General features: G+C 41.1%; 24 protein-coding genes. 11 read left to right on the plus strand and 13 right to left on the minus strand.

The annotated features are described in order from the left end of the window. Positions 1–62 precede the first annotated feature (62 nt). The 11 genes from S4054249_RS06135 to S4054249_RS06185 all read left to right on the plus strand — a co-directional run bounded on the left by S4054249_RS06135 (position 63) and on the right by S4054249_RS06185 (position 11,737). On the plus strand, positions 63–1,022 hold the full coding sequence (locus S4054249_RS06135; protein ID WP_046357544.1) for a flagellin: 960 nt from the start codon (positions 63–65) through the stop codon (positions 1,020–1,022). Between the two features lie 455 nt (positions 1,023–1,477). Beyond that, complete coding sequence (locus tag S4054249_RS06140; RefSeq protein ID WP_046357545.1) at positions 1,478–2,440, plus strand: flagellin; 963 nt, start codon at positions 1,478–1,480, stop codon at positions 2,438–2,440. A 159-nt stretch (positions 2,441–2,599) separates the two neighbouring features. Next, positions 2,600–3,559, plus strand: coding sequence for a flagellin (locus S4054249_RS06145; protein WP_046357546.1), 960 nt, complete (start codon positions 2,600–2,602; stop codon positions 3,557–3,559). A gap of 85 nt (positions 3,560–3,644) precedes the next feature. Next, positions 3,645–4,055 (plus strand): flagellar protein FlaG, encoded by a 411-nt coding sequence (locus S4054249_RS06150; RefSeq protein WP_046357547.1) that lies wholly within the window; start codon positions 3,645–3,647, stop codon positions 4,053–4,055. 21 nt (positions 4,056–4,076) lie between these two features. Then, positions 4,077–5,498, plus strand: a complete 1,422-nt coding sequence (gene fliD, locus S4054249_RS06155) for a flagellar filament capping protein FliD (RefSeq protein WP_046357548.1) — start codon at positions 4,077–4,079, stop codon at positions 5,496–5,498. Between the two features lie 17 nt (positions 5,499–5,515). After that, complete coding sequence (gene fliS, locus S4054249_RS06160) at positions 5,516–5,944, plus strand: flagellar export chaperone FliS (RefSeq protein ID WP_046357549.1); 429 nt, start codon at positions 5,516–5,518, stop codon at positions 5,942–5,944. Next, a complete protein-coding gene (locus S4054249_RS06165) occupies positions 5,934–6,230 on the plus strand; it encodes a hypothetical protein (protein WP_046357550.1) in 297 nt (98 codons plus the stop codon). Before fliS ends, S4054249_RS06165 begins: the two co-directional genes overlap by 11 nt. A gap of 18 nt (positions 6,231–6,248) precedes the next feature. Beyond that, positions 6,249–8,333: a motility associated factor glycosyltransferase family protein gene (locus S4054249_RS06170; protein WP_046357551.1), complete on the plus strand. Its 2,085-nt coding sequence runs from the start codon at positions 6,249–6,251 to the stop codon at positions 8,331–8,333. Between the two features lie 3 nt (positions 8,334–8,336). Further along, positions 8,337–9,641, plus strand: coding sequence for a DUF4910 domain-containing protein (locus S4054249_RS06175; RefSeq protein WP_046357552.1), 1,305 nt, complete (start codon positions 8,337–8,339; stop codon positions 9,639–9,641). Then, complete coding sequence (locus S4054249_RS06180; RefSeq protein WP_052961086.1) at positions 9,641–10,303, plus strand: class I SAM-dependent methyltransferase; 663 nt, start codon at positions 9,641–9,643, stop codon at positions 10,301–10,303. The genes S4054249_RS06175 and S4054249_RS06180 overlap by 1 nt, the downstream gene beginning before the upstream one ends. 54 nt (positions 10,304–10,357) lie before the next feature. After that, complete coding sequence (locus S4054249_RS06185) at positions 10,358–11,737, plus strand: NAD(P)-binding protein (protein ID WP_230851811.1); 1,380 nt, start codon at positions 10,358–10,360, stop codon at positions 11,735–11,737. Here S4054249_RS06185 and S4054249_RS06190 read toward each other — a convergent pair. The 13 genes from S4054249_RS06190 to S4054249_RS06250 form a co-directional block, all read right to left on the minus strand. After that, positions 11,716–12,549, minus strand: coding sequence for an AAC(3) family N-acetyltransferase (locus S4054249_RS06190; RefSeq protein ID WP_046357554.1), 834 nt, complete (start codon positions 12,547–12,549; stop codon positions 11,716–11,718). The two genes, S4054249_RS06185 and S4054249_RS06190, sit on opposite strands and share 22 nt — an antisense overlap. Then, complete coding sequence (locus S4054249_RS06195; RefSeq protein ID WP_046357555.1) at positions 12,546–13,313, minus strand: hypothetical protein; 768 nt, start codon at positions 13,311–13,313, stop codon at positions 12,546–12,548. Before S4054249_RS06195 ends, S4054249_RS06190 begins: the two co-directional genes overlap by 4 nt. Continuing rightward, positions 13,273–13,530 carry a phosphopantetheine-binding protein gene (locus S4054249_RS06200; protein WP_046357556.1) on the minus strand — a complete coding sequence of 86 codons (258 nt, stop codon included), beginning with the start codon at positions 13,528–13,530 and terminating at the stop codon, positions 13,273–13,275. The genes S4054249_RS06195 and S4054249_RS06200 overlap by 41 nt, the downstream gene beginning before the upstream one ends. Continuing rightward, positions 13,527–14,975, minus strand: coding sequence for an AMP-binding protein (locus S4054249_RS06205; protein ID WP_052961088.1), 1,449 nt, complete (start codon positions 14,973–14,975; stop codon positions 13,527–13,529). Before S4054249_RS06205 ends, S4054249_RS06200 begins: the two co-directional genes overlap by 4 nt. 7 nt (positions 14,976–14,982) lie before the next feature. Beyond that, positions 14,983–15,684: a nucleotidyltransferase family protein gene (locus tag S4054249_RS06210; RefSeq protein WP_046357557.1), complete on the minus strand. Its 702-nt coding sequence runs from the start codon at positions 15,682–15,684 to the stop codon at positions 14,983–14,985. Further along, complete coding sequence (locus S4054249_RS06215) at positions 15,685–17,130, minus strand: PfkB family carbohydrate kinase (RefSeq protein WP_046357558.1); 1,446 nt, start codon at positions 17,128–17,130, stop codon at positions 15,685–15,687. Positions 17,131–17,163: 33 nt separating this feature from the next. Beyond that, positions 17,164–18,213: a zinc-binding dehydrogenase gene (locus tag S4054249_RS06220; protein ID WP_046357559.1), complete on the minus strand. Its 1,050-nt coding sequence runs from the start codon at positions 18,211–18,213 to the stop codon at positions 17,164–17,166. Next, entirely contained in the window at positions 18,203–19,063 is an 861-nt protein-coding gene (locus S4054249_RS06225) for an NAD-dependent epimerase/dehydratase family protein (RefSeq protein WP_046357560.1), read from the minus strand. The genes S4054249_RS06220 and S4054249_RS06225 overlap by 11 nt, the downstream gene beginning before the upstream one ends. 6 nt (positions 19,064–19,069) lie before the next feature. Continuing rightward, on the minus strand, positions 19,070–20,065 hold the full coding sequence (locus S4054249_RS06230) for a radical SAM protein (RefSeq protein WP_167354832.1): 996 nt from the start codon (positions 20,063–20,065) through the stop codon (positions 19,070–19,072). A 96-nt stretch (positions 20,066–20,161) separates the two neighbouring features. Next, positions 20,162–21,397 (minus strand): class I SAM-dependent methyltransferase, encoded by a 1,236-nt coding sequence (locus S4054249_RS06235; protein WP_046357562.1) that lies wholly within the window; start codon positions 21,395–21,397, stop codon positions 20,162–20,164. A gap of 2 nt (positions 21,398–21,399) precedes the next feature. Continuing rightward, positions 21,400–22,326, minus strand: a complete 927-nt coding sequence (locus tag S4054249_RS06240) for a transketolase family protein (RefSeq protein ID WP_046357563.1) — start codon at positions 22,324–22,326, stop codon at positions 21,400–21,402. Then, positions 22,323–23,087, minus strand: a complete 765-nt coding sequence (locus tag S4054249_RS06245) for a transketolase (RefSeq protein ID WP_046357564.1) — start codon at positions 23,085–23,087, stop codon at positions 22,323–22,325. The genes S4054249_RS06240 and S4054249_RS06245 overlap by 4 nt, the downstream gene beginning before the upstream one ends. A 3-nt stretch (positions 23,088–23,090) precedes the next feature. Next, positions 23,091–23,870 (minus strand): SDR family NAD(P)-dependent oxidoreductase, encoded by a 780-nt coding sequence (locus S4054249_RS06250; RefSeq protein ID WP_046357565.1) that lies wholly within the window; start codon positions 23,868–23,870, stop codon positions 23,091–23,093. Positions 23,871–23,872: the final 2 nt, after the last annotated feature.

Genomic DNA, 23,872 nt, shown 5'->3' on the forward strand with positions numbered 1-23,872 from the left:
TTGAAGGTGACAAGAGTTACAAGTTTGAGAGTAAGTACTCAGTTTACAGTGGGAGAATTACCATGGCACTTTATGTAAATACTAACGTAAGTTCATTGAATGCTCAAAGACAGTTAAACAATTCAGGCAATGCCCTAGACGTTTCATTTAAACGTTTGTCTTCAGGCTTCCGTATCAACAGCGCAGCAGATGATGCGGCAGGTCTACAAATTTCTGACCGATTAACTTCACAGATTAACGGTCTAAACCAAGGTAACCGTAACGCGAATGACGGTATCTCTTTAGCTCAAACAGCTGAAGGCGCGATGGACGAAGTTACTTCGATGTTCCAACGTATTCGTACATTGGCACAGCAAGCGTCAAACGGTTCAAATACCGATGAAGACCGCTTAGCGGTTCAAGAAGAGATCCGCTCTCTATCAGCTGAGGTTAACCGAGTTGCAGCAGATACAACTTTTGGTGGCCAAAACCTGTTAGATGGTACATACGAAGCAAGCTTCCAAGTTGGTGCTGATGCAGTACAAACAATTGGCTTCAGTATGAAAAATGTTGCCGGCACAACTAATGATATTTCGGCAAATAACGGTTTCACATTGTCAGGTATTGCTGGTATCGCAAGCTCGATAGCTGGAAATGACTTATCAGGTTTTGCTGATGGTGTCAGTGCTATTTCAAATGCAGCGAACAGTTATACATTTAGTGATACGTTCCAGGCAGGCTCTATCAGCGTATCATCTCAAGCAAACGCTCAAGCTGTATTAGCGGGTATGGATGCACTTATCGCGGTAGTTGATAAAAAGCGTGCGGAGCTTGGTGCGGTTCAAAACCGATTCCAATCTACGATTCGTAACCAGTCAAATATCTCTGAGAATCTATCAGCTGCAAAATCTCGTATCAAAGATACTGACTTTGCTACAGAAACAGCATCACTTACTAAGATGCAGATTCTACAACAGGCGAGCCAAACAATTTTAAGTCAGGCTAACCAACGTCCTCAGGCTGCACTAAGTCTTCTTGGATAATTAAACTAGAAGGTAAAGCGGGGGAATGTGGTGTCAGTGCTTGATGGGGTATTAACACTGACACCGGAATTGGATGATAAAGCGGAGGAGCTTAAAATCCAAAACAGTTCATGTTTTCAATGAACACATTAATGTTAGCACTTTCCGTGCCAATATTTAGAATAAAATATTGACACTCACTCTCAAACTTAAAAAAAGGAGGCGCGCAGCCTCCTTTTTTATTTCTTGAATAACTTTTTCTTTTTTAAAATCATATCCTTATTGTTTGATTTGGTTTGTAGTCAAAAAATCATTTCATTTATTGGCATATTGTTTGCTTTTACTTATTCAAACTTAGATATAGTTGTGCAAGTGGCAGTTTATTGCCCCATCGCTAAAAAAATTTATCGATTCGGATTGCCTCCTTGTACTCAATAACCGCTCTTGATAGAGCGTTTGAATAGAGAGAGTGAACCATGGCTTTATATGTAAATACCAACGTCAGCTCGTTGAATGCACAAAGACAGCTGCAACAGTCGGGTGTAGAATTAGATACCTCTTTTAAGAGACTTTCATCTGGTCTGCGTATTAATAGTGCTGCGGATGATGCGGCAGGTCTACAAATCTCTGACCGTTTGCAGTCTCAGATTTTAGGCTTGAATCAAGGTAACCGAAATGCGAATGACGGTATCTCACTGGCGCAAACCGCTGAAGGTGCAATGGATGAGATCACATCTATGTTCCAGCGTATTCGTACTTTAGCACAGCAGGCGGCGAACGGTTCAAATACTGATGAAGACCGTCTAGCTGTTCAAGAAGAGATCCGCTCTTTGTCTGCTGAAGTAAACCGTGTCGCATCTGATACAACATTTGGTGGGCAAAATTTACTTGATGGTTCATATGCAGCCAACTTCCAAGTTGGTGCTGACGCTGTTCAAACAATTGGGTTTAGTATGCAGTACGTTGGTGCGACCGCAAATACGATGGTTGCCAATGGCGGCTTTACTATTTCTGGTATTGCTGGTATTGCCAGTGCGGTTGTTGGTAATGATCTATCTGGATTTGCTGACGGTGTGAGTGCTGTTTCAGGTGCAGCGAACAGTTATACATTCAGTGATGTGTATCAAGCTGCAACAATCAGTGTGTCTACTCAGGCTAATGCACAAGCTGTTATGGCCGGTATGGACTCTTTGATTGCCGTTGTTGACAAAAAACGTTCTGAGCTTGGTGCCGTGCAAAACCGATTCCAATCTACGATCCGTAACCAATCGAATATTTCTGAAAACTTGGCGGCTGCAAAATCTCGTATCCGCGATGCAGACTTCGCACACGAAACAGCTATGCTTACTAAGAATCAAATTTTACAACAAGCTAGCCAAACAATTTTGGGCCAAGCGAATCAAAGGCCACAAGCTGCATTGAGTTTATTACAAGGTTAATAAAATTATTTTTTAAAAAATTTGCAAATAAAGCTAAAGCTTTCGCTTTATCAGTCGATAGCGGAGTTAGAGAACTATAACTTTAGGACTCTAGCAATCGCTAAAACAGGGTAGGGGTATCCCGTTCTAGCGACAAAAATTGATAAAGCGGAGGCTATTATGGCTTTATACGTAAACACCAATGTGAGTTCTTTGAATGCGCAAAGGCAATTAAACAACTCTTCAAATGCTTTGGATGTTTCATTCCAAAGATTGTCATCAGGTACTCGTATCAACAGTGCGAAAGATGACGCAGCGGGTTTGCAGATTTCTAACCGTTTGACAGGACAAATTAATGGCCTGAATCAAGGTATTCGAAATGCAAACGATGGTATATCACTGGCGCAAACTGCAGAAGGCGCGCTGGATGAAGCGACGCAAATGTTCCAACGTATTAGAACACTTGCTCAACAGGCTTCAAACGGCTCGAATACAGATGAAGATAGATTGGCGATCCAAGAAGAGATCCGTTCACTTTCTTCAGAAGTTAACCGTGTTGCTGCAGATACAACGTTTGGTGGTCAAAACCTTTTAGATGGCACATATGATGCTAGCTTTCAGGTTGGTGCTGATGCAGTGCAAACAATTGCATTCAGTATGAAAAACGTTTCGAGCACATCAAATGACTTGACGGCAAATGGTGGTTTTACCTTATCAGGTATTGCTGGCATCGCAAGTTCTATTGCAGGAAATGACCTATCAGGATTAGTTAGCGGTGTAAGTTCGATTTCTAACGCAGCCAATAGCTATACATTCAGTGATACATTCCAAGCCGCAACTGTCAGCGTATCGTCTCAGGCGAATGCACAAGCAGTGTTAGCTGGTATGGATGCTCTGATTGCTGTTGTGGATAAAAAACGTGCGGAATTAGGTGCGGTTCAAAACCGATTCCAATCAACTATCCGAAATCAATCGAATGTATCTGAAAACTTATCAGCTGCACGTTCACGTATCAAAGATACAGACTTTGCTACAGAAACTGCTAGCTTAACCAAAATGCAGATACTACAGCAGGCAAGTAGTTCAATTCTAAGTCAGGCTAACCAAAGACCTCAGGTCGCACTCTCTCTACTTGGTTAATTTGACGTTATGGTTGCGTCAAGTTTGGGACTCAATACAAACTTGACGTATACTATAAATTAGGCTTGTTACTTGGAGGTGTATTATGAAAGACGTTCAATCAGCTGTTGGAGTTGGAACGAACGGCATGGTGCCAGCTCCTGATAGGATAAAGCCCGAAGAAGGAAGTGAAACATTACGAGCCGTTGAGGATACGAGCAAACTTGAACTATCTCGAGAACAGAAAGAAGAGGGGAGTAAAGTACAACCTGAACTTTTTGAGGAGGTGAAAGCTAATCTTGATAGGCTAAATAATGTTTTACCTGTTACTTCGACTAATTTGTCTTTTGAGTTTGATGAAAATGGTGATCCACCTTTTATCAGAGTAATTGACAGGGATAGCGAAGAAGTTATCAGAGAAATTCCTTCTGAAGATTTTAGAGAAGTAGCTAAGGCTTTAGATGAATTTGCCGATAAGGTATCAGGAAAAGGCTTGTTGTTCGACAGAACGGCTTGATTATTTGTTGGAGGTAGCAAAATGCCACTTATTACATCAGCTGGGGTAGGCTCCGGTTTGGATCTTGAGAGTATTATTAAAGCGTCTGTAGATGCTGAAAATAGACCGAAGATGCAACAGTTTGCAATTAAGGACGAGCGCTTAAGCGTCGAACTCTCAGCGATTGGCGAGGTGAAGTCTGCCTTATCTACCCTCAACGACACTGTCGAAAAATTGGCGGACATTGATAATTTCAATAAACGGGTTGCGAATATTACGCAACCTACAAGTGGAGATATTATCAGTGTTACGCCGACATCCGATATTTCTGTTGGTAACTTTGATATTGCTGTTACTCAGTTAGCGCAAGGTAGTCGAGCAGTGAGTACGGACGGTGCATTTGCGAGTGCCGATGCCGTTGTAAGTGCGTCAGGCGGAACCCTAACATTTGCAGCTGGTACAAATAACTTTAATCTTACCGTGACCGCTGGCATGACTCTAAATGAATTGAGAGATGCCATTAATGCGGATGACAATAATTTTGGCGTGACAGCAAATATCATCAATACTGGCGATACAGGTATCGGTAGTAAATTGGTTTTAACTTCAAGTGTTACTGGTTCAAACAATAACTTAGTAATTACTAGTGATACAGCAGAGCTTGATGCAATTGAAACCCATGATGCGACAACAAACCCGACAGGCGGCATGGTGATTGCGGATGACGATAAAGCGCAAGATGCAAAAATTTTAGTTGATGGTTTAGTTGTGACCAGTGAAACAAACACGTTTAAAGATGCCGTGCAAGATATGACAATCACGGCAAAAGCTAAAAGTGTGCAAGATGCTACGACGTTAGAGTATGAAACTGCTAAACTAAACATTGATTATGATAGAGAATCAGTAAATACCCTAATTGATGAACTGATCACAAACTACAATGCAGTTATAGGGCAAATTGGCTTTAGGACGCGTATCGGTGAACCACTTAATGGTGATTCTTCGATGCGAAGCTTAGATGACCAACTGATTTCTGCGTTATCAAAGTCATTGACTGATGCTGGACCATTTGAGTCTATATTCGATATAGGTTTGGGTGTTGATAAAGAAGGTTATCTCGAGAAATCGTCGTTAGTGCGCAGCATAAACGATGCGATGGATTCTAACTTTGATGATATTGGCACAGCGTTTGCAGGAGAAAATGGGGTTGCCAAAGAACTTGAAACTTTACTTGGTAACTACGTAGATTCAAGTGGATTACTTAAGCAGCGGGAAGACAGCTTGAATAGTCAAATTAAGGAACTTGAAGATGATGTTATTGATCATGAATATCGAATGGCATCTTTGGAAGATAGATTGCGTAAGCAGTATGCAGGTTTGGATGTGTTGATTGCTCAAATGCAACAAACTCAAAACTACCTTGGTGCTCAGCTTGCTAATTTGCCTGGATTTACTAAGAAATAACAAATTAAGGAGCCGTTATGTATAACGCAAGAGTCAAAAATTATCAGCGTGAGGCACTTAAAACGCGAGTAGCAGGTGCTGATAGATACGAAGTAATCCAAATGCTTATGGCTGGTGCAATCGAGAAAATGGTATTGGCAAAAGTCGCGATTGAGAAAAAGCACTTAGAGGCCAAAGCTGAGCATATCTCAAAGTCTTCTGCAATTATTGGTGCATTAAGAGACTGCCTTGATTTTGAAGTCGGTGGTGAAGTCACTGAAAATTTATATGCATTGTACACTTATATGCTAGAGCGCTTATTGGATGCGAGCATGCAGAACGATCCAGCGATTGTAGAAGAAGTGTCTAACTTGTTGAAAGAGATTAAATCTGCATGGGATGCGATCCCTTACGATGTTAGAGAAAAAACTTTAAATCAAAATGGTGCAGATGCCAATGTCGGGTGAGCTGGATAAGCTTGCTGACTATTTACAAAAACTGGAAGCTCACTGTGTAGCGGGTGAGCTAGACAGTGCAGAAACCATTTTAAGCAAGTTAGATACTGTACTAAAGAGTATATTCTCAAACACCTCACTCGATCTGTCTGACACTCAAGTTAAACATCTTCAAAGTTGTTATACAAATATCGTTGATTTAAATGCAAAGTTGCAAACGCAAAAAGCGGATATTAGTTCCCAGCTGTCAATGCACCTAGGCAACAAAAAAAAGATTAACGCATACAAAAGTATATAATCAAATACCCTATTACTTATGAGCCAAAAATCCCTCGAAGAACAAATTCAACAGCTTGATGAACAATTATCCAGTTCCGTAGAACATCAAGAAAGAGAAACAAAGTTTGCAACACAAGCGAATGAAAGGTTTGCGCGCAACATTTCGTGTTTTGAAAAGTACTTTCCTGATATTGCGAAAGCAATCAGTGAATATGAATTGCGTGATGACTTCTGTATTCATGTGACATCTACAGGTTATGGCAACTTTGTACCAAAAAATCATAAAGCGCCAATTTATAGTGATGATCCAATCGCACAGGTTACAAAGCAAGTAGAACATAGTATTCAACATCCCACATTTAGTGCTACAGATTATACTTCCTGTCCAGTTAATGACGACGATGAGCGGGTTCATATCAGGTATATGGGAGCATTAACTAAGGCATTTAGAGAAATTCAGTCTCAGCAGCAAGAGCGTATTTCAAAATTACCTGAAAACTTCCCCACTGCGCTGATCTTTGGTATTGGCCTGGGTTATCATATTGAGCTATTGCTAGAAAAGACCAATTTTGATTATTGCTTTTTAATAGAGCCTGACTTTGAAGTTTTTTTTGCTAGCTTATTTTGCACTGATTGGTTTTCAATCATCGAAAAAGTCGACAACAACGGCGGGGCATTATTTTTCCAGTTAGGGGCTGATAAGGATAACTTTATCAAGGACCTTGAAACCCTAGCAGATGACATCGGTGCATTTTCTGTCGTTCGCTCATTTTGCTATCAACACACGCCCTTACCAGAAATTATTGAACTGATACAGCAATGGTCGATGCAGTATTTTAGATTCCAATATGGTCACGGCTTTTTCAATGATGCTATCACTGGAATGTCGCATACAGTTCATCTGGTAGAAAAAAATACACCAATATTGGCTTCACCAACGCAAAATCGAGTGGACTTATCAACACCTATCTTCATTGTTGGCAATGGACCTTCTTTGGATGAAGCTGAGGAGTTTATCAAGGAAAATGCGAACAAAGCCATCATTTTTGCAGCAGGGACAGCGATCACATCGCTTTACAACAAAGGCATTCAATGTGACTTTCATGTATTGGTTGAAAGGCCATATTCTAATTACAAAATTTTTGGTGATATCTTACCTGCAGAAGAGTATAAAAAAACGAACTTAATAGGACTCAACACATTATACCCAGATAACACGGATAGATATAAATGGGCTGGTATTGCGGGTAAAGGTAACGAGGCGGGAACGTTCTTGTTGGAAGTCATGAGCCAAACATTAAACAATAAGGGCATCCCTTTAATGCCTTATTGTAACCCTGTAGTGGCTAATACAGCACTGTCTTTTGCTATGTTTGCTGGTTTTAAAAATATTTATCTATTTGGCATAGATAATGGCAACTTAATGACTGGTGAGCACCACAGTAAAGACAGCATCTATCGCAACAACCTAGAAGATGAGAATGAAGATGGTCTTGTGTGCATTAGGATGGATGGAAAGTATTTACCTGCAAACTTTGGTGGGCAAGTTGAAACCAATGACTTATTTATGGCTGCACACAGTCAGTTAGAAAAGTTAATAGGGCACTACCCTTATAGGTCTGTATACAACATAGGTAATGGCGCAAAGTTAAAAGGGGCTCACCCAGTCCGTGCGGAAGAACTTATACCTTTGCCGACGAGCAGAGATATAGATCATCAAATTGAATTCTTAAAAAGTGATTATTTTGAGCAGCTTAATTTAACTGATTTTGATGATACCCTTTTGGGGGTAGGTGCGTTTAACGAAATTTGTGATCATGTTTTGGGTATAGCACAAGAGCCTGTGGGTACGATAAAAGAGGCTTCGGAGAACCTAATGCGTCAGGCCAGGTATGTTTATTCATTGCGTAATACCGCATTACACCACTTACATCATATGATTAAAGGTGCACTGCTATATTACCATTGCCCAATGCTATCCCTACTTTATACCTATACAGATGAGCAGTTCACATTGGAAAGTTATGAAAAAGTGAATGTGTTATGGCAAGGCTATGTGACTGAAATGAAAGATTACTATCAGCATAACTACAGAACTAAATGTGACTTGGGCAAGGAGTAACGCGTGCAATATCACGAAACTGAAGCATTTTATAGTGAACTGTATGACGAGCTTTTTCCAATACTACGCTCTATAACGGGTCCTGGTTTGCGTCAGAGTTATGGCATCTTCAATCGTTTTATGCCACTTGAAATTAGCTCGATTCGTTCCGGAAGCATGATTTTTGACTGGCAAGTCCCTAAAGAGTGGCATTGTGAAGATGCATATGTGCTTGGACCTGATGGTGAAAAAGTAGCTGATATGAAACGTCTAAATTTAGAGGTGGTTAACTACTCTGAACCTGTAAATGTAGAGATGGGATTGGATGAGTTGCAGGACCACCTTTATAGCCTTCCCGAATTACCACAGGCAATCCCTTATGTTACAAGCTACTATAAAAAGCGGTGGGGGTTCTGTGTTTCTCAAGAAGTCAGAGATAATTTAAAACCAGGTCAATATCGTGCGGTTGTAAAAAGTGAGTTTGTAGATGGTTCACTGGATATTGCGCAAACGGTTTTAGCTGGGGAGTCAGAAAAAGAAGTATTACTTAGCTCCTATTTGTGCCACCCATCTATGGCGAATAATGAGCTTAGCGGGCCTCTCGTTTTACTCGGTCTTTATCACCGTATAAAACAATGGCCAAAGCGGCGATATACTTACCGCTTTGCGTTACATCCTGAAACAATAGGAAGCTTAGGGCTTTTGCACCTCGAAGGGGAGGGGTTAAGAAAAAACCTTGTGTCAGGTTTGGTGATTAATTGCATGGGGGGAGAGCCTGACGAGCTCGTCTTTAAACACAGTCGCAATGACAATGGAGTGCTAGATAAATTACTTTATCACTTAAATGAGCATGGTTTTAATCATCAAAATATTCCTTTCAGCCCGCTTAGTGGCTCTGATGAAAGGCAGTATAATTCTCCTGGATTTCAGCTACCTGTGTGCTGTGTGAGCCGTTGTTTTCACAGTGGATTTAAGGAATATCATACGTCGTTAGATAACAAGGAAAAAATGGGTATAGCGCCATTAATAGACAGCATAGATAAACTTGAAAAGATCTTATTGGCACACGAGCAGGTGGCGACATTTGAAAACAAGTACCCATTTGGAGAGCCAAATCTAGGTAAGCGTGGTCTGTACCCGACATTGAGCTTTTTTAGTAAAGAGCGTACGAGTCAGCTTGATGAACTCAATGATATTAAAATGCTCTTGAACTACAGTGATGGTGAGCACGACACAATAGATATCGCTGATAAACAAAACAAATGTGTTTCTGATATGTATAGTGCTATCAATAAGCTTGAGGAACAAGCGCTATTAGAGATGACATAATGGCCAATTGGGAGTCAATTTATCGGTCAGGCAAGCAATTAAACCGATATCCGTTTAGCGATATTGTATCATTGGTCTTTCAGCTCAGAAGTAAAACTCCAGATCTCAGGGTACTGGAGGTCGGATGTGGTGCTGGAAATAATATTTATTTTATGGCATCGGAAGGCGTTGATGTTGCGGGTATAGATTGTGCCCCTAGTGCAATTGAATTTGCAAAGCGACGTATTGGGAAGGATGGCCTATCGGCTGATTTAAAAGTGGGTAGTTTTGTCGAATTACCTTGGCAAGACAACACATTCGATTTGGTAATTGATCGTAGCGCTTTAAATTGTGTACCTAGGCCACAAGTTCAATTAGCGCTTAAAGACATTGCGCGTGTACTTAAACCTGGTGGGCGCATATATTCCCAGATTTATTCAGATCTTCATCCTGCACATAGGAGTGCAAAGAATACGTCTCGAAATTTTACAACTGAGCTCACGTATTCAGGATTTACCGATATAGATGGCCTTTATTTTGCATCAAAAGAAGATAGTTTACAGTTGTTTAGCCATTTTGAATTTGTTGATATTTTATTGAGTAAGACAGAAAATTCATCAGGTGAAATCATTGCTGCGCAGTGGTCAATAACTGCTTTTAAAGCTGATTTAGATCAGGTGTAAATCCTGGCTTCAAAGGCAGTATATAAGTGTTTAAATTCAAGTTTAGAGGCGATTATGCACGATAAAGCAGTAGTAGTCGGTGGTGGTATATGCGGTTTAATGGCTGCATTGTTACTTAAACGTCGTTTCAAGCAAGTTACACTGATAGAGCAAGGGAGTGAAGTCGGAGGCTTGTTTCGCTCCATACAAGATGAACGGGGTGCCAGTTATGATATGGGGTCTCATATCCCGAATGCAACAGGGATCTCAGAACTCGATGATCTGTTATTTGGAACTGAAGCAGAGCGTTCAAATTATTGGAATGTCATTACAAAACTTAAATCAGGCAATTATTTTCAAAACAGCTGGGATCTAAGCTCTCCTTTCGCAGATAGTAAAAAGCTTGATAAAGAAGTTTATTATCAGGGTTGTGCTGAAATGATCCAAAGCACAGACTTTCCAGATGAAAATCTTATCGTCCCGTACTGCAGAGCATCATTAGGTGAGACGTTTACAGACCACATTGTAATACCAATTTTAAAAAAGCTATACGGCAGGCATACAGATCTTAATTCATTGACAATGGGGGCAGGTCTATTTGGTTTTACACGCATCCTTGCATTTGATGCTGACGTTGCAAATGAACTCAAAAATATGCCTGTATTTGATGCAAAGTTGGGTTACCAAACACATGAACATTTTTTGGCTAGGCAGCGCAGAGATGCCTCTACAACACCTGATTATTTTTATCCAACGACTAACTCAGGGATTCAAGCATGGGTTGATTTTCTTAAAACTAAGGTTGAGTTAGCTGGGGTCGATGTAAGGTGCAATTGTAAGATCCGCTCTTTGGAAACCCGTGCACGTCAAGTTGAAAAAGTGTTTATTGAAGGTCATGACAGTCCATTGGAGTGTGACTTATTGTTTTGGAGTGCGCCTCCTTTTATTGCGCTTAAAGCACTGGGTTTGCCTGTTGTTGCAAATAAACCTGAATTGCGAACAGCCATCGTATTTCATCTAAATTTAGACAAGGCGCTGTTGGACAGGCAGTCTCATTATTTGTGGGTTTGGGATAAGAGCACAGATATTTTTAGATTGACTTTGTACCCAAATTTAAATCCGAATAGTACGACAAATACTTTATCTGCTGAGATTCTGTGTAAACCTGACGAAGTTGAAAATTATCGAATTGATTCAATCATTGAGGAACTCAAGGGCATGGGGGTGATTGATATTGAATCTTCGTGTATCGCTCATGTTAAGCAGGTTATTCATAATACTTTCCCAGTCCCGACAGAGGCTTTCGAGAAGAATAATGATAAAAATTATCATACACTTGAAAGCAGCGTGGACAATATGATTATTTCAGGGCGCTCGGGCGGCAAGCAGTGGCGACAAGCAGATGTACTTATCGCTGCTTATAATGAAATAAATCACTTGATAGGTGATGTGTAAGCTATCTCACTGCCGTTCTCAAAGCGATATAAATATTGAGGACGGCAATTTAATAGCGCAAAGGGATCATCTTTTGTGAAATTCTTAATAAATTCATAGAGCGCTTTCATTCTCACCGCAAAAATAAAACCGCGTCCAAAAGGCTTCTTCAGCATTACGCCGCTTGATAGCAATGAGGCTTCGAGTGCAGCATAATCTTCTCTATAGGCATTGTTTAAGGGAAAGCAGAAATGATAAAAGTTATCTTCGATAGTCTGCCCTGTTGAGAGTGTCACTTGACCAAAAAAAGGTTTATTAAAACGATAGGGTAACCCTAGCATAGCTTCTATTTGTACAACGACAGTGGCTACCCTCAAGCCGATCCCTTGTAAAACTAATACACTATCTGATTCGATGAGGCGATCGTATGTTGAACCCTGACCAAATGCGTATAATTCAGGCCGTTCGGGTTGGCATATTTTGTGTGCACTTGCTCCTGCACCACAAATAGAAAACATTGGATGAGCTGATCTAACCACATTTTTTTGTTTTCTAAACCATTCAGGCCAAAAACCAAGCGTTGTTTCTTGGATAGTGAGGTCCGCATGGCGCGTTTTTGGAAAGTCATAGTTAAAACAAGGCATGAAAATGCTGCCTTTGTTTCCAATAACTGTTTCAAAGCAAGACAGCAGGACCTTAGGGATGTCTTGAGGCTGGACGTCATCAATTTTTCCTACTGAAAAGAGAGATGAATGAATGAAGACGTTGTCATCCTTTTTTATCCCAAGGCCGTAAAGTGTTTGTTTAATTGCTTCTACAGAGGCTGATTTCATAAAAAGTCCTTTCCACCAAATGCCGTTTTGACTTCATCATATATTTGGTCAATGCGCTCAGAGAATGCTTTATCCTTCCACGGTTTGCCTGAAAGAATCATCCACTCGTATTTAGTGATAAATTTTTTCAATTGTTTATCGTCTAAAGTATTGATGTGTCCATCCATTTTCGTTTTAAGACGGTCAACAAGCTCTTTTAGACAGCGAAAAACGAATACGACTTCGGGATCCTTTAGTAGTGGCTTGAGGCTAACGGAAAGTTCCCTTTTAATCCGGATGGATTGTTCTCTAACTAAAGTACATTTATGGTCTACATCTGGATCACGGTAAAATAAATCCATTAATGCGGCATATTCAAAGTCGTAAATGGTACCTGTTGCGTCCACAACTGGAAAATAAGGATAAATGCGGCATATTAATGGGCGATGGCCGTGTGGTTCACAAACCCCGCCACAATTGCAAGACAGTAAATAAATGCTAAATGATTTACCATTAGAGAGTTTAAATGTTCGCTTTTTGGGAGGTTCAGTAATATTGGTTATGCCACCAATAGACTGGTAGTATTTATACTCTGACTCGAGCAGTGGTAAAGACACCCCATTTTTATCCAGAATATTAAAGTGCTCACCATAAAAATTCTTACAACAATAACCACCACATGTTTTCCAACATTCAGGTGCTTTGACATACTCAGTGGTGTATATTGTTTGCCAATCGACTTTATTAGGCATTTTCTTGTTCGCTGAGTAGTTTAACCAATCCATTTATCGCGGTAAAAGAGACAGGGTCGACGTCCTCAAAATCGATATCAATATCAAACGTGTTTTCAAGATTCATCAGCATCGTTATAAAGTCCATGGAGTCTAACAAACCTGCAGTTATTAGGCTCTCGTCCTTATTAATAGTATTGGTAATGTCTTCACCATGTTTTTCAATCAATGTTTGATAAATAGTATTTTCAATATTTCTTGCTAAGCTCATTTTTTCTCCAACATTGCATACAAAGCTAACTTGTCTATTTTACCATTTGAATTCAAAGGCATGCTATCTAGCCAATAGATATTTTTTGGTACCATGTAGGCAGGAACTTTGGCTTTGAGTTTTTTGATAGCAATCTGCTCTAGCTCTTTATCGGCATTACCACAAATAAATAAAGTGATGGATTGTGGTGCACCTCTAGGGGTAGCAACACTTTGCACCAAAGGGTTAGACAGAATTGATTTTGCAAGTGTGTCGATTTCAGAGAGTTCAATGCGATAGCCTTGAATTTTCACTTGGTCATCGCTTCTTGATACATACTCTAGCTCGTCCATCTTGTTGTATTTAACTATATCTCCACTGTGGTAACAACTTTTATTGTTAATCTTCACTAAACAACTGTTTGTTTTTTCTACATTATTTATATAACCGGAAAACACTTGTGGACCTGATATTAAAAGCTCATTTTGATCTGTTAGAGAAAAGTGCATGTGAGGAAAAGGCTTGCCAATTGGTGTATAGCAGTGAGCGTAAGACCGCTTAGCATTAAATACATGGAGTGAGCAGGCGATTGTTGCTTCAGTTGGTCCATATAGATTGATGACGGTGCTGTTGGATGCTGCTTGTTGGAATTGCGTAGCTAGTGCGATAGGGAGTGGTTCTCCACAAAATAAACTGAATTTTAAACTTGGGTAAGAGTCGGGTTTTAACATACCTAATTTACCCATAATTGCTGCGGTTGAAGGTACACTAAACCACACGGTAAGATCATGTTTTTTCACAAACTTACCTGGGGCGATCATCGCTTCTTCTGGCAGCACATATAAGCATGCGCCACTGAGCCAAGTAACAAATATGTCGTGAATACTGAGATCGAAAGTAGGGTCAAATAATTGACTGACTTTATCTGTCTCATCGAGCCCTAGATAATTGATCATATAGCCGAGGTAGCTGTTTAAATTAGCATAACTAATAGGCACACCTTTAGGCTGGCCTGTTGAACCTGAAGTGAACAGAATATACGCCGGATGGTTACCTATTATATCAGAGAGTGGCAAACTCAGATTTGCTGTTTGTGTTGGGCTATCGGCACAATAAAACGTCACGTTTGGAAGGGCTTCTTTGAGCTCAGTAGCGATATGCTGATAGCTTTCACTGTAGGCTATCTGACGAATGCCACTTTGCTCAATTACTGAAATAAGCCTATTGATTGGAAACTTTACACCGAGCGGAACGAACGTGCGCTCAGACATCGCGCAGCCGTATACTAAGGCATAATAGCTAATATCTCGATAGCATAGGATCCCGATTGGGCCGGTATCATCCTGGAGTTGAATCATGATAGAGCTAGCGATATGTTGCAAACTATCATAAGAGTAGTGTTTACCGCCGACATAGAGCGCATTGTTACTGCGTGGCGCTTTGAGAAGCTCTTTGACAATATTCATTTTTTACTTAATTTATTTTTGACTGCAAGTTCTGGTATGCAGTTGGCGTACCAATATCTATATAAATGTCAGAAGTTTTATAAGTGTATAACTTGTCAATCATCAGTGGTATAAAATCTACGCTGATTTCGTAAAATTTATCTCGTTCGAAGTGGGATAACCAGTTTTTGTGGACCTGTTCAGAAAAAATGAATAATGCCCCACTTGCGAGGTTACTCGGTGGATTAGACTCCTTTTCATGGAAGGCCTGCACAACTCCGTCATGGGTTAATTCTACGATACCACATTGTTGTGGTGTTGTTGTTTCGAATAGTAATAACGTGGCATGGCATCGAGATGGTCGATTTTTGTGTGCAGATAATAATGAATCTAGAGAATCTTGACAAAAGTTATCGGCGTGAATGACGAGCGTTGTATCATTTTTCCAAAAATCTTCATTTGCTATGAGTGTCCCACCCGTACCTAAAAGCGTCTGCTCTTTTACCAAGGTTATTTTAGTTTTATGAGGATGTTGGTGGACAAATCGTTCTACTTGTTCAGAAAAATAGTGAGTATTGATCAGGATATCATCGACACCTAATTTGATAAGCTTTTCAATCCAAAAATCGAGCAAAGGTCTACCATTTATTGGTACTAAGCATTTCGGAATAGAGTTTGTAATAGGGCGAAGGCGTGTGCCAAGGCCCGCTGCAAGTAAAATAGCTTTCATTTAACTAAACGAGTCCATAACGGCTTTTTTTAACGTGGTTAATTCCAGTGGTGTGTTACCTACAGAGCCTACTTGGCATGCGGATGCGATGCTGCCCAAGTAGCATGCCTGCCAGGATGTAGCGCCTGCAGTGAGTGCTAAAGCACTGGCGGCCAAAAAGCAATCACCAGCACCGGCAGGATCAACTGCGTTCTTATTCACTGCGGGTAATCTGTCGTTTTCCCATTGCTGGCAATTATCACTTGGTTTGTGGATGAAGATCCCTTCTTCAGCCAAAGTAATAACAACATTCTTCGGGTTAGATTTCTCTGACAGTTTTTTAGCTAAGATCACTAAACCGTCATCTGGGTTGTTCAGCGCAACACGTACCTCTTTTTCGGTAGGCGTGATGAGGTCCATGTTCCTGTAACGAGAGATATCTCCAACTTGTGACGAGGTTTGGCTATCTGCGACAACTTTGATTTGTTGTTGTTGGCAAAGTTGGGTAATTTGGTCAACTAGCTTCTGGGGTAAAACGCCATAATTAAAGTCAGAAAACACCACTAAATCTAAATCATGAATTAACGATTCTACGGTGGAGAAAATATCCTGTTGAAGTGATTTAGATATCTTATGTTGGCGAACTTGGTTAACTCGCAGCAGTGTTTTGGAACTAGCTCTATATCTTGTTTTTAGAGGCGTGGGGCGGCTTTCATCGGTAAAAAAATGAGGTTCTAATTGGTAATCTCGTATATGTGTTTGGGTATACGATGCCGCGTCATCATTTCCCAGCACAGATATCAAATGCACCGTTTGTGCGCCAATTGCTTTAATATGTCCTGCAGTTATGGCTGCCCCCCCCAAGAACGTCTCTTTTTTACTTGGTGTCATCACAATGGTGGGATCTTCTTGGGACAGCCCAACAGCGGTTCCTTGAACATACTCATCGACAATGACCTCGCCAATCACGAGTGCTTTTACTTGCTTCACTCTATTTAGGCAATCTTCGATTTCTTGTAATTGTATATCATGCCTTTGCGCATAACTGATGGCTTCCGAATAATCAAAGCTGCGATCTATTGGGCGATTTTTTTTAATAAATTGTTCAGCATTTGATTCGAATTCACCCGAGCCAAAAATGAGTTTGCCCCCGTATTGAGACAAAACGTCTAGTTCATCGTTTGGCCTATCTTCAAACTCTTTACCTTTGACTACCAAGTCTGGTTTGTACTTTCGAACGACTTCTGTTGGTGTTGAGTCCGTAAGAAATGCATTTGAAACACATTCTAATGATTGCACCATTTCTAAACGATGACGCTCTGAAACTCGACTCTTAACAGTCATAGATTTGTCTGAGTTAACGGCGACAATGAGCTCTTTTCCACACTCTTTAGCAAAGTTTAAAAGACGAATATGGCCAGGGTGTAAAACGTCAAAATTACCTTGTACTAATACTGTATTTTTCATCTTTTAGCCTTTCTTTCATTTACCCTGAACATGCTATTCAAACTCAATCATCGCTCGGACAACAGCACCTCGCTCAAGGTCGTCGAATGCGTTATTAATGTCAGTTAAAGAATATCTATGAGATACGAATAACTCGGTTGGTAGCGTCATACTTTGTAAGATACGGCCAATTTTGACCAGATCGGTATCCGGATTTGAACCTCCGCCCCAAGAACCTTCAATTTTTTTGCCGCAAATAAGCGCATGAGGGTCGAGTTGTATTTTTTCACCGTTTGGTGGATGAGAAGCGAAAATACATCTTCCTGAATTATTAATCAGCTCAAACGCCAGTTCAATGGAGCTGGTCTGTCCCGCGCATTCAATGGCGATATCAAAGCCACTAGGGAATAGCTCACTGAGGGTATTTTGCAAATTTTCATCAAGCTCAAAGCCGTGAGTAGCGCCCAGTGATTTGGCTAACGCTATCTTACTGGGGTTGGCATCGATGACAACGATTGATTTTGGTTGGAAGTGCAACAGCATAAGGAGGGCGCTTAACCCAATTCCACCCAGACCAACCAGCACCACCGTGTCATTTGGGGTTGGTTTTGCTTGATTAAGAACAATGCCGGCGCCGGTTGGCAGCGCACAGCCCAAAAGCACCGCCATATCATCAGTAATATCATCAGGGCAGGGGGTTACTCTATTTTCTGCTACAACAGTATATTCTGAAAATGTCGTGACGGGCCCAGCATTAATCTGTTCTCCGCTGACTGACGAGAACACCATACCGCCTGTGTCTATGCCACTGCCTTTGAGCCAGCCTAATATGACGCGTTCACCGACTTTAACTTTAGTGACCCCAGACCCTGTTGCAATGACCTGTCCCACACCCTCATGACCAAGTAGATGCGGTAAATATTTGTCTTCACCTCGATGCCCTCGTGCTTCCATTAGCTGGCTACGACACAATCCCGCTTGCTTTATTTTTACAAGCACATGTCCTGATTCTAATTCTGGTGTTTTTATTGATTTGATTTCCAGTGCTTTATTTGTCTTAGTTAACACGGCCGCACTAAACTCATTGGGAATACTATTGTTCATGGGGTAACTCACATAAAAAGCGCGTTAAGGCATCGTACAAGTTTGGTATGCACAGTGTAGGAAAGTGAGAAATTAATTTTGAATTATCCAAAGACAAATCAAAATCTCTATCTGATTTATCAGAGGTTAAATTAAGCTCCGCTTTTTTGTCGCAGTTATGTTCTATTAAATTTACTAGTTCGACAATGTTTAGCTCTTGCCCGGTTGAGACATTAAACGTACCACAGGTGTTGCATCTGACTAGCTGTTTAATCGCCTCAGCTAATAGTGTAACAGGCACAAAGTCACGTTTGCTTGAGCCATTATTTGACAAAGAAATAGTCTTTTTGTTGATGACAGAGCTGTGCAAGCGATAAATGAGACTAGTGGTATCTTGATCACCCCCAAACACACCTGAAAACCTCAGCACGGAAAGCTTGCACCGCGCAGCAAAGTTGATCCGCAGCATATTTTCTGCAAAGACTTTAAATGCGCCATATTCATTTTGCGGTGTTAATACGGCGCTTTCTGTGGCGCGACTTCCATAATGACCATATACATCTGCGGCGCTAAGATATATCACTCGCTTTGGTAAGTAAGTCTGTAAAGCGGTAATAATTGTCTGGAGTTGCTTAATATTTTGGTTGCAGCTGTTGGTGTCATTTGCCGATGTGCGGGTAATGGCTGAGCAGATAACTAGATTTTCAGCATCTAACAAATGTCCGGCTAGCTTTGAGACAGCCGCTGCGCTATCTTCAAGATCTACGTCTTTTCGACTGAGCGCAACGACTTCAATCCCTTGCTGATGAAGGGCTTTGCTCACATTGCTACCGATGTAACCACTACCGCCAAGGATGACTGTTTTATCCATAGTTACCTACTTTAAAGTAATAGAGTCAATGATATTCAATTTAGGGTTAGGTCTTATCCAGCCACAGCGGTTACAGCCCTCCACAAGGTGTTTGGATAAAGCATCTTTAAACTCAGTGAATAGCTCCCCAGTAACAATGTCTTCTAACGCGGTATCTTTTACGTTACCCATACTGACAGCGATACAAGGGAATAAATTGCCATCAACGTTAATGTGAACACTAGACCAAGGAAATTTGCAGGCTTGAAAATCTTTGGGACGGAATCGCTCACTGTTGATATAAGACACTTTGGGTATAGGCTCGGCTGAGCTCAAATCACAAATCTTTGGGTGAACAAAGGCATTGCATTGGCTGTGCTGATTGTATTGTCTGACTAGCTCTAACTGCTCTAAGATCACGTCGAAGTGCTCGTAGGTAGGCGCATGTGAGGTTGCATACATCTCCACCATGTCATGCATTTTATCAGAATGCTGTAAGTGACTGCCTTTAAGGAATTGGAAAGCGTGGGTATTAGCACCTAACGTTTCAACACTGTACTTATGTATCGTGAGTAAGTCTTTTGCATTTTTGTCTAACACAACGGTTTTAATGTCTAACACACAATCGCTATTTAGCTCGGCTTTACGCTTGTGAAAGTAGTTTATTTGGCTGACTAACTTCTCCCATTGGCGTGGTTTTACATCTCGATTTAAGTTGCCGATATCATCGATTGAGATAGACAAGACTTTGAAGTTTTTCTTACTCAATATAAAGTCTATTTTCTTTTCAGAGAGTAACAGCCCATTGGTGATCATATTACAATCATGTTTTTTTGCTACTGCGTTGACAATGACTTCAAAGTCTTTAAACGCTAAGGGCTCACCACCAGTGAAAGTGACACGCGCATATTCTGGCAGTTGCTCAACGACTTTTAACCAGTCCTCAGTGGTCATTGCATCGTCGCGTCGATCTCTGTCCTGAAAGCAAAAACTACAGTCAAGATTACAGAGATTTGTCAGCACAAAGACATACCTATGAGGCATTATCAATTCACCGCTGAAAATTTTATTGGTGATGAGCTCGTGTTTGTTGTGGAAAGAAGACATAGTGTTGCACCCCTATATCGTTCCGCTTAATAAAGAAAACGGGTAGTAAATTTGCTTTGGCTGAATTTCATTACTCAGTCTTGCTAGCATCCTTTTTGCATTTAAGCGAGAAGAAAATGCTGTGAGCATAACGGCAGCATCATTAAGACCTTCAGCGCACTCGGTGGATACAATTGGTGTGGTTGAATTTAAGTAATATTGACCATTTCGATTTGGGTTATCATCAAAAATTTGACTAATAACGTCAAGCTGATTGGGAAAGTGATATTTGATCACCGGTAGCATCAGTGCGGCACCGTAGCCATAAACAGGGAGTTGACGCGCGGCAGTTTCTAATGCCAACTCACAAGCTTGCATTTGGTGTTGAAATACTCTGATACTGGCGCCGACAGACTCGATGTCGACGGTTTGGATTCGACCTTTGGTTGCCGCTGTTTGGTTTGTAAATGCAAAAATAGCACTATTCCAATGTTGCTCATTGACGGTCCAGTCAATAAGTGAGCACCCAAGTGATTCTAAAAGGGTGGTAAACGAAGCCAAGCTGAAATAGTTCAGGTGCTGGTGGAAAACATGGTCAAAGTTGTAATTTTCGACAAGTTTATCCCAGATAGGCACTTGGATTAAAAACAGAGCGTTGTTTTTAGCTACGCTGACAAGCTCTTGAATAAGGGCTTTGGGATCAGTGACGTGTTCAATGACATCTTTGCATATGACCAAGTCAGGCGATTGGCTCACGTTACAGCTTTCAAAAAACTCACCGTATACCGTGACTTGCTCATCGTTAATATCAGCTTCATGGCCTTTTAATATTGGGTCGATACCAATTAGCTCTTTTGCTATTGGCTTCAATTCTTTGAGTAAATAGGCATCATTACAACCGACTTCTAGCGCACAGTTATAGTGTTCTTTAAAGTTCAGTGAGGTTAAAAACTGCTTGAAGAATTCTGCCGTTTTTCTCCCTGTGTAGCTTTGAGAGCTTCTAAATTCATAGCCTGTTTTACTAGAGTAAAGTAATGATTGGTCGAGCACATTTTGTAATTGGGCATGGCCACATTTTGGGCAGCAATGCAGTGATTGATCTGTTTCCCCAAGTGTTGGAATGCCGGGCTGATTGATAAAGACTTCGGTCAGTGGCAGTGCTGGTAATTCCAGCACTGGTACGGTATTTTTAAAGCCACATACGGAGCACGATTGCCGTGTGTCATAATTAATATTGCGGTATTTATTTAAGTCGTGCTCATCTGACATAACTACGCCTTTTTTTTCTCAAGCATGGTAATTGCGTGATCACTAATGTGCTTTTCGGTTAAACCAGCAACTTGGCACAATTGCTCGTAGGTTCCGTAATCATGGATCATTTCTTTAATTGCTAACTGCTTAAATTGCGCTTTGTCACGGCTTGCCCAGTGGCGCATAACGACATCATAGACACCTCCATGCTCCGACAGCTCTTCACATACAATGACTGCTCTTGTTTTAGCTATGCTATCGATAACTGTTTGTGCATCAAAAGGCTTAATTGTATGAATGTAGATTAATTCGACACTATGTCCATGAGCAGTGAGGTTTTCATATGCCGACACAGCTTGTTTCAATTGAGGTCCTACAGCAATCAATGTTAGATCGTTTCCTTGCTCAACTACGATGGCTTTGCCAAGTTCTACTTTCCCAGTAAAGTCGATACTGTGCGGGTTTTCAGTGAGCTTAAAATAGTTAATTGTACCTTGGTCGTAACATTGCGAGAATAATTCAGAAAATTCATAATCACTGGCTGGGCTTGTGACCACCGTATTGTCCAATTGGCACATTAATGCGATATCATTGTAGCAATGATGGCTGCACCCCAACTGAGCGTAGTCAAAAGCGCCGCCAACGGTAATAAAATTGCCGGCTAACTGTTGATATGCAAAGTCTAGTTTGATTTGTTCGAAAGAACGTTCAATGAGAAAAGGTGCGATAGTATGGGCGACAGGGACAAGGCCCGTGCTTGCAATGCCTGCTGCCATACCGACAATGGTTGGCTCGCAAATACCCACGTTATAATACCTTTGTGGATACTCTGCAGCGAAAGGTTTTAAAATACCATGACTGATGTCTCCCACCATCACCACTAAACGAGGGTCTTGGGCACCAACAGAAAGCATCTTATCTGCGAATGCTTGTCTTAAATTACTCATGACAGTGCCTCCAAAATATGTTCTAGTTCTTCTTTTGATGGGATTTTATGGTGCCAAGGGCCGTGACCTTCAGTCATACTTACCCCTTTGCCTTTGATATTTTTTGCAATTAAAACAGTGGGGGCTTTAGCGTCATTTTGGCAAAAAGCCGCTTCGATTTGAGCTTGATCGTGACCATCAAAAACCACGGTATGCCAACCAAAACTGCGCCATTTTGCAGGGAGATCATCGGTTGGGCACAACTGCGCGGCAGATTGGTTCCAATCAACAATGACAGTGAGGTTGTTGAGGTTGCGGTTGGCCGCAACGTGGGCGCTTTCCCAGATAGTCCCTTCGTGGCACTCACCGTCCCCCACCAAACAAAACACTTTATTGTCATTCCCCGTTATTTTATGCGCAAGTGCACAGCCTACTGCCATTGGCATACCATGTCCCAGTGAGCCCGTCGATGCTTCAACAAAGGGGACTTTAGTTCTATCAGGGTGACCACCCAAGATCCCACCAAATTGAGAGTATTGTTCCAGAGCTCGCTCTGGCAATAAGTTGAGCTTTTCAAGCACTACCCATAAGGCCGCACATCCATGACCTTTTGACAGGATGAAGTAATCTCTTTTTTCCCAATTTGGGTTGTTGCTGTCATAAGACAGTACTGATGTGTATAGATGATTGATAATATCAACAATTGAGTAGGAGCTTGGTATGTGCCCTTCTTTTGCCTGATAAATGATCTCTGCTATACGTTTTCTCAGATCTTGATTCATAAATTAGCCCTCATAAAAGACGCGGCCTTGACCACCATCAACTAGCAATGAAGTACCGACACAAAATGATGCTTTATCTGACACTAAAAATGCGACTAGTTCGCTAACTTCTTCTCTGGTGCCAAATCGCTTAATGGCCATTCTTTCATTGAGATATTTCTCTACGTGTTCTGGGCGTGTTTTGCTGGTTTCGTCCCAGTACCCACCTTCAGTGAACACGGCCCCAGGTAAAATTCCTGTCATAATGACATTGTGTTCAGATACATACCTTCCTACGCTACGAACATATGCATTCAGTGCGGCTTTGGCTGCACAGTATTGGGGGGCGCCTTGGTTCTCAAGAGAAGCGATAGAAGAGACATGGCAAATCCGCCCCCACTTTTTATCAACCATGCTGTCAATAAAGTGGTTGTTTAACTCGATTGCATTGAATAAATTAAAGTCGAAAACGTTTTTCCATGCGGTGACGTCTGAGAGAGGATCTGTGACGCCTAAATTACCGCCAACATTGTTAACGATAATATCCGGTATAAGATTTTGTGCTTTTAATTTTTCAGCTAACTGTGCTGCACCGGTGCTATCTTTTAGATTTGCTTCAATGACAATATTTTTGTTGTTATATTCTCGCTCACAGCGCGCTGCATTTTCTTTGAGTTGTTCAAGATCTCGAGCAGCCCAAATGACGTTAACGCCTTCTTTTGCAAGAGACTCCGCAATAGATTCACCTAACCCTCTGCTGCTACCTGTTACTAACGCGAGTTTATTTGTAATTTTTAAATCCATAA

It is taken from the genome of Pseudoalteromonas luteoviolacea (genome assembly GCF_001750165.1).
In the GTDB taxonomy this organism is placed as follows: domain Bacteria; phylum Pseudomonadota; class Gammaproteobacteria; order Enterobacterales; family Alteromonadaceae; genus Pseudoalteromonas; species Pseudoalteromonas luteoviolacea_G.

What these genes read in the sequence shown, in the direction of transcription:
- S4054249_RS06145 (WP_046357546.1), top strand. Translation starts at nt 2,600, where the DNA reads ATGGCTTTATACGTAAACACCAATGTGAGTTCTTTGAATGCGCAAAGG.
- S4054249_RS06200 (WP_046357556.1), bottom strand. Translation starts at nt 13,530, where the DNA reads ATGAGCTTAGCAAGAAATATTGAAAATACTATTTATCAAACATTGATT.
- S4054249_RS06185 (WP_230851811.1), top strand. Translation starts at nt 10,358, where the DNA reads ATGCACGATAAAGCAGTAGTAGTCGGTGGTGGTATATGCGGTTTAATG.
- S4054249_RS06240 (WP_046357563.1), bottom strand. Translation starts at nt 22,326, where the DNA reads ATGAGTAATTTAAGACAAGCATTCGCAGATAAGATGCTTTCTGTTGGT.
- S4054249_RS06195 (WP_046357555.1), bottom strand. Translation starts at nt 13,313, where the DNA reads ATGGATTGGTTAAACTACTCAGCGAACAAGAAAATGCCTAATAAAGTC.
- S4054249_RS06140 (WP_046357545.1), top strand. Translation starts at nt 1,478, where the DNA reads ATGGCTTTATATGTAAATACCAACGTCAGCTCGTTGAATGCACAAAGA.
- fliS (WP_046357549.1), top strand. Translation starts at nt 5,516, where the DNA reads ATGTATAACGCAAGAGTCAAAAATTATCAGCGTGAGGCACTTAAAACG.
- S4054249_RS06250 (WP_046357565.1), bottom strand. Translation starts at nt 23,870, where the DNA reads ATGGATTTAAAAATTACAAATAAACTCGCGTTAGTAACAGGTAGCAGC.
- S4054249_RS06205 (WP_052961088.1), bottom strand. Translation starts at nt 14,975, where the DNA reads ATGAATATTGTCAAAGAGCTTCTCAAAGCGCCACGCAGTAACAATGCG.
- S4054249_RS06210 (WP_046357557.1), bottom strand. Translation starts at nt 15,684, where the DNA reads ATGAAAGCTATTTTACTTGCAGCGGGCCTTGGCACACGCCTTCGCCCT.
- S4054249_RS06165 (WP_046357550.1), top strand. Translation starts at nt 5,934, where the DNA reads ATGTCGGGTGAGCTGGATAAGCTTGCTGACTATTTACAAAAACTGGAA.
- S4054249_RS06190 (WP_046357554.1), bottom strand. Translation starts at nt 12,549, where the DNA reads ATGAAATCAGCCTCTGTAGAAGCAATTAAACAAACACTTTACGGCCTT.
- S4054249_RS06180 (WP_052961086.1), top strand. Translation starts at nt 9,641, where the DNA reads ATGGCCAATTGGGAGTCAATTTATCGGTCAGGCAAGCAATTAAACCGA.
- S4054249_RS06135 (WP_046357544.1), top strand. Translation starts at nt 63, where the DNA reads ATGGCACTTTATGTAAATACTAACGTAAGTTCATTGAATGCTCAAAGA.
- S4054249_RS06220 (WP_046357559.1), bottom strand. Translation starts at nt 18,213, where the DNA reads ATGAACAATAGTATTCCCAATGAGTTTAGTGCGGCCGTGTTAACTAAG.
- S4054249_RS06170 (WP_046357551.1), top strand. Translation starts at nt 6,249, where the DNA reads ATGAGCCAAAAATCCCTCGAAGAACAAATTCAACAGCTTGATGAACAA.
- fliD (WP_046357548.1), top strand. Translation starts at nt 4,077, where the DNA reads ATGCCACTTATTACATCAGCTGGGGTAGGCTCCGGTTTGGATCTTGAG.
- S4054249_RS06235 (WP_046357562.1), bottom strand. Translation starts at nt 21,397, where the DNA reads ATGTCAGATGAGCACGACTTAAATAAATACCGCAATATTAATTATGAC.
- S4054249_RS06150 (WP_046357547.1), top strand. Translation starts at nt 3,645, where the DNA reads ATGAAAGACGTTCAATCAGCTGTTGGAGTTGGAACGAACGGCATGGTG.
- S4054249_RS06225 (WP_046357560.1), bottom strand. Translation starts at nt 19,063, where the DNA reads ATGGATAAAACAGTCATCCTTGGCGGTAGTGGTTACATCGGTAGCAAT.
- S4054249_RS06245 (WP_046357564.1), bottom strand. Translation starts at nt 23,087, where the DNA reads ATGAATCAAGATCTGAGAAAACGTATAGCAGAGATCATTTATCAGGCA.
- S4054249_RS06215 (WP_046357558.1), bottom strand. Translation starts at nt 17,130, where the DNA reads ATGAAAAATACAGTATTAGTACAAGGTAATTTTGACGTTTTACACCCT.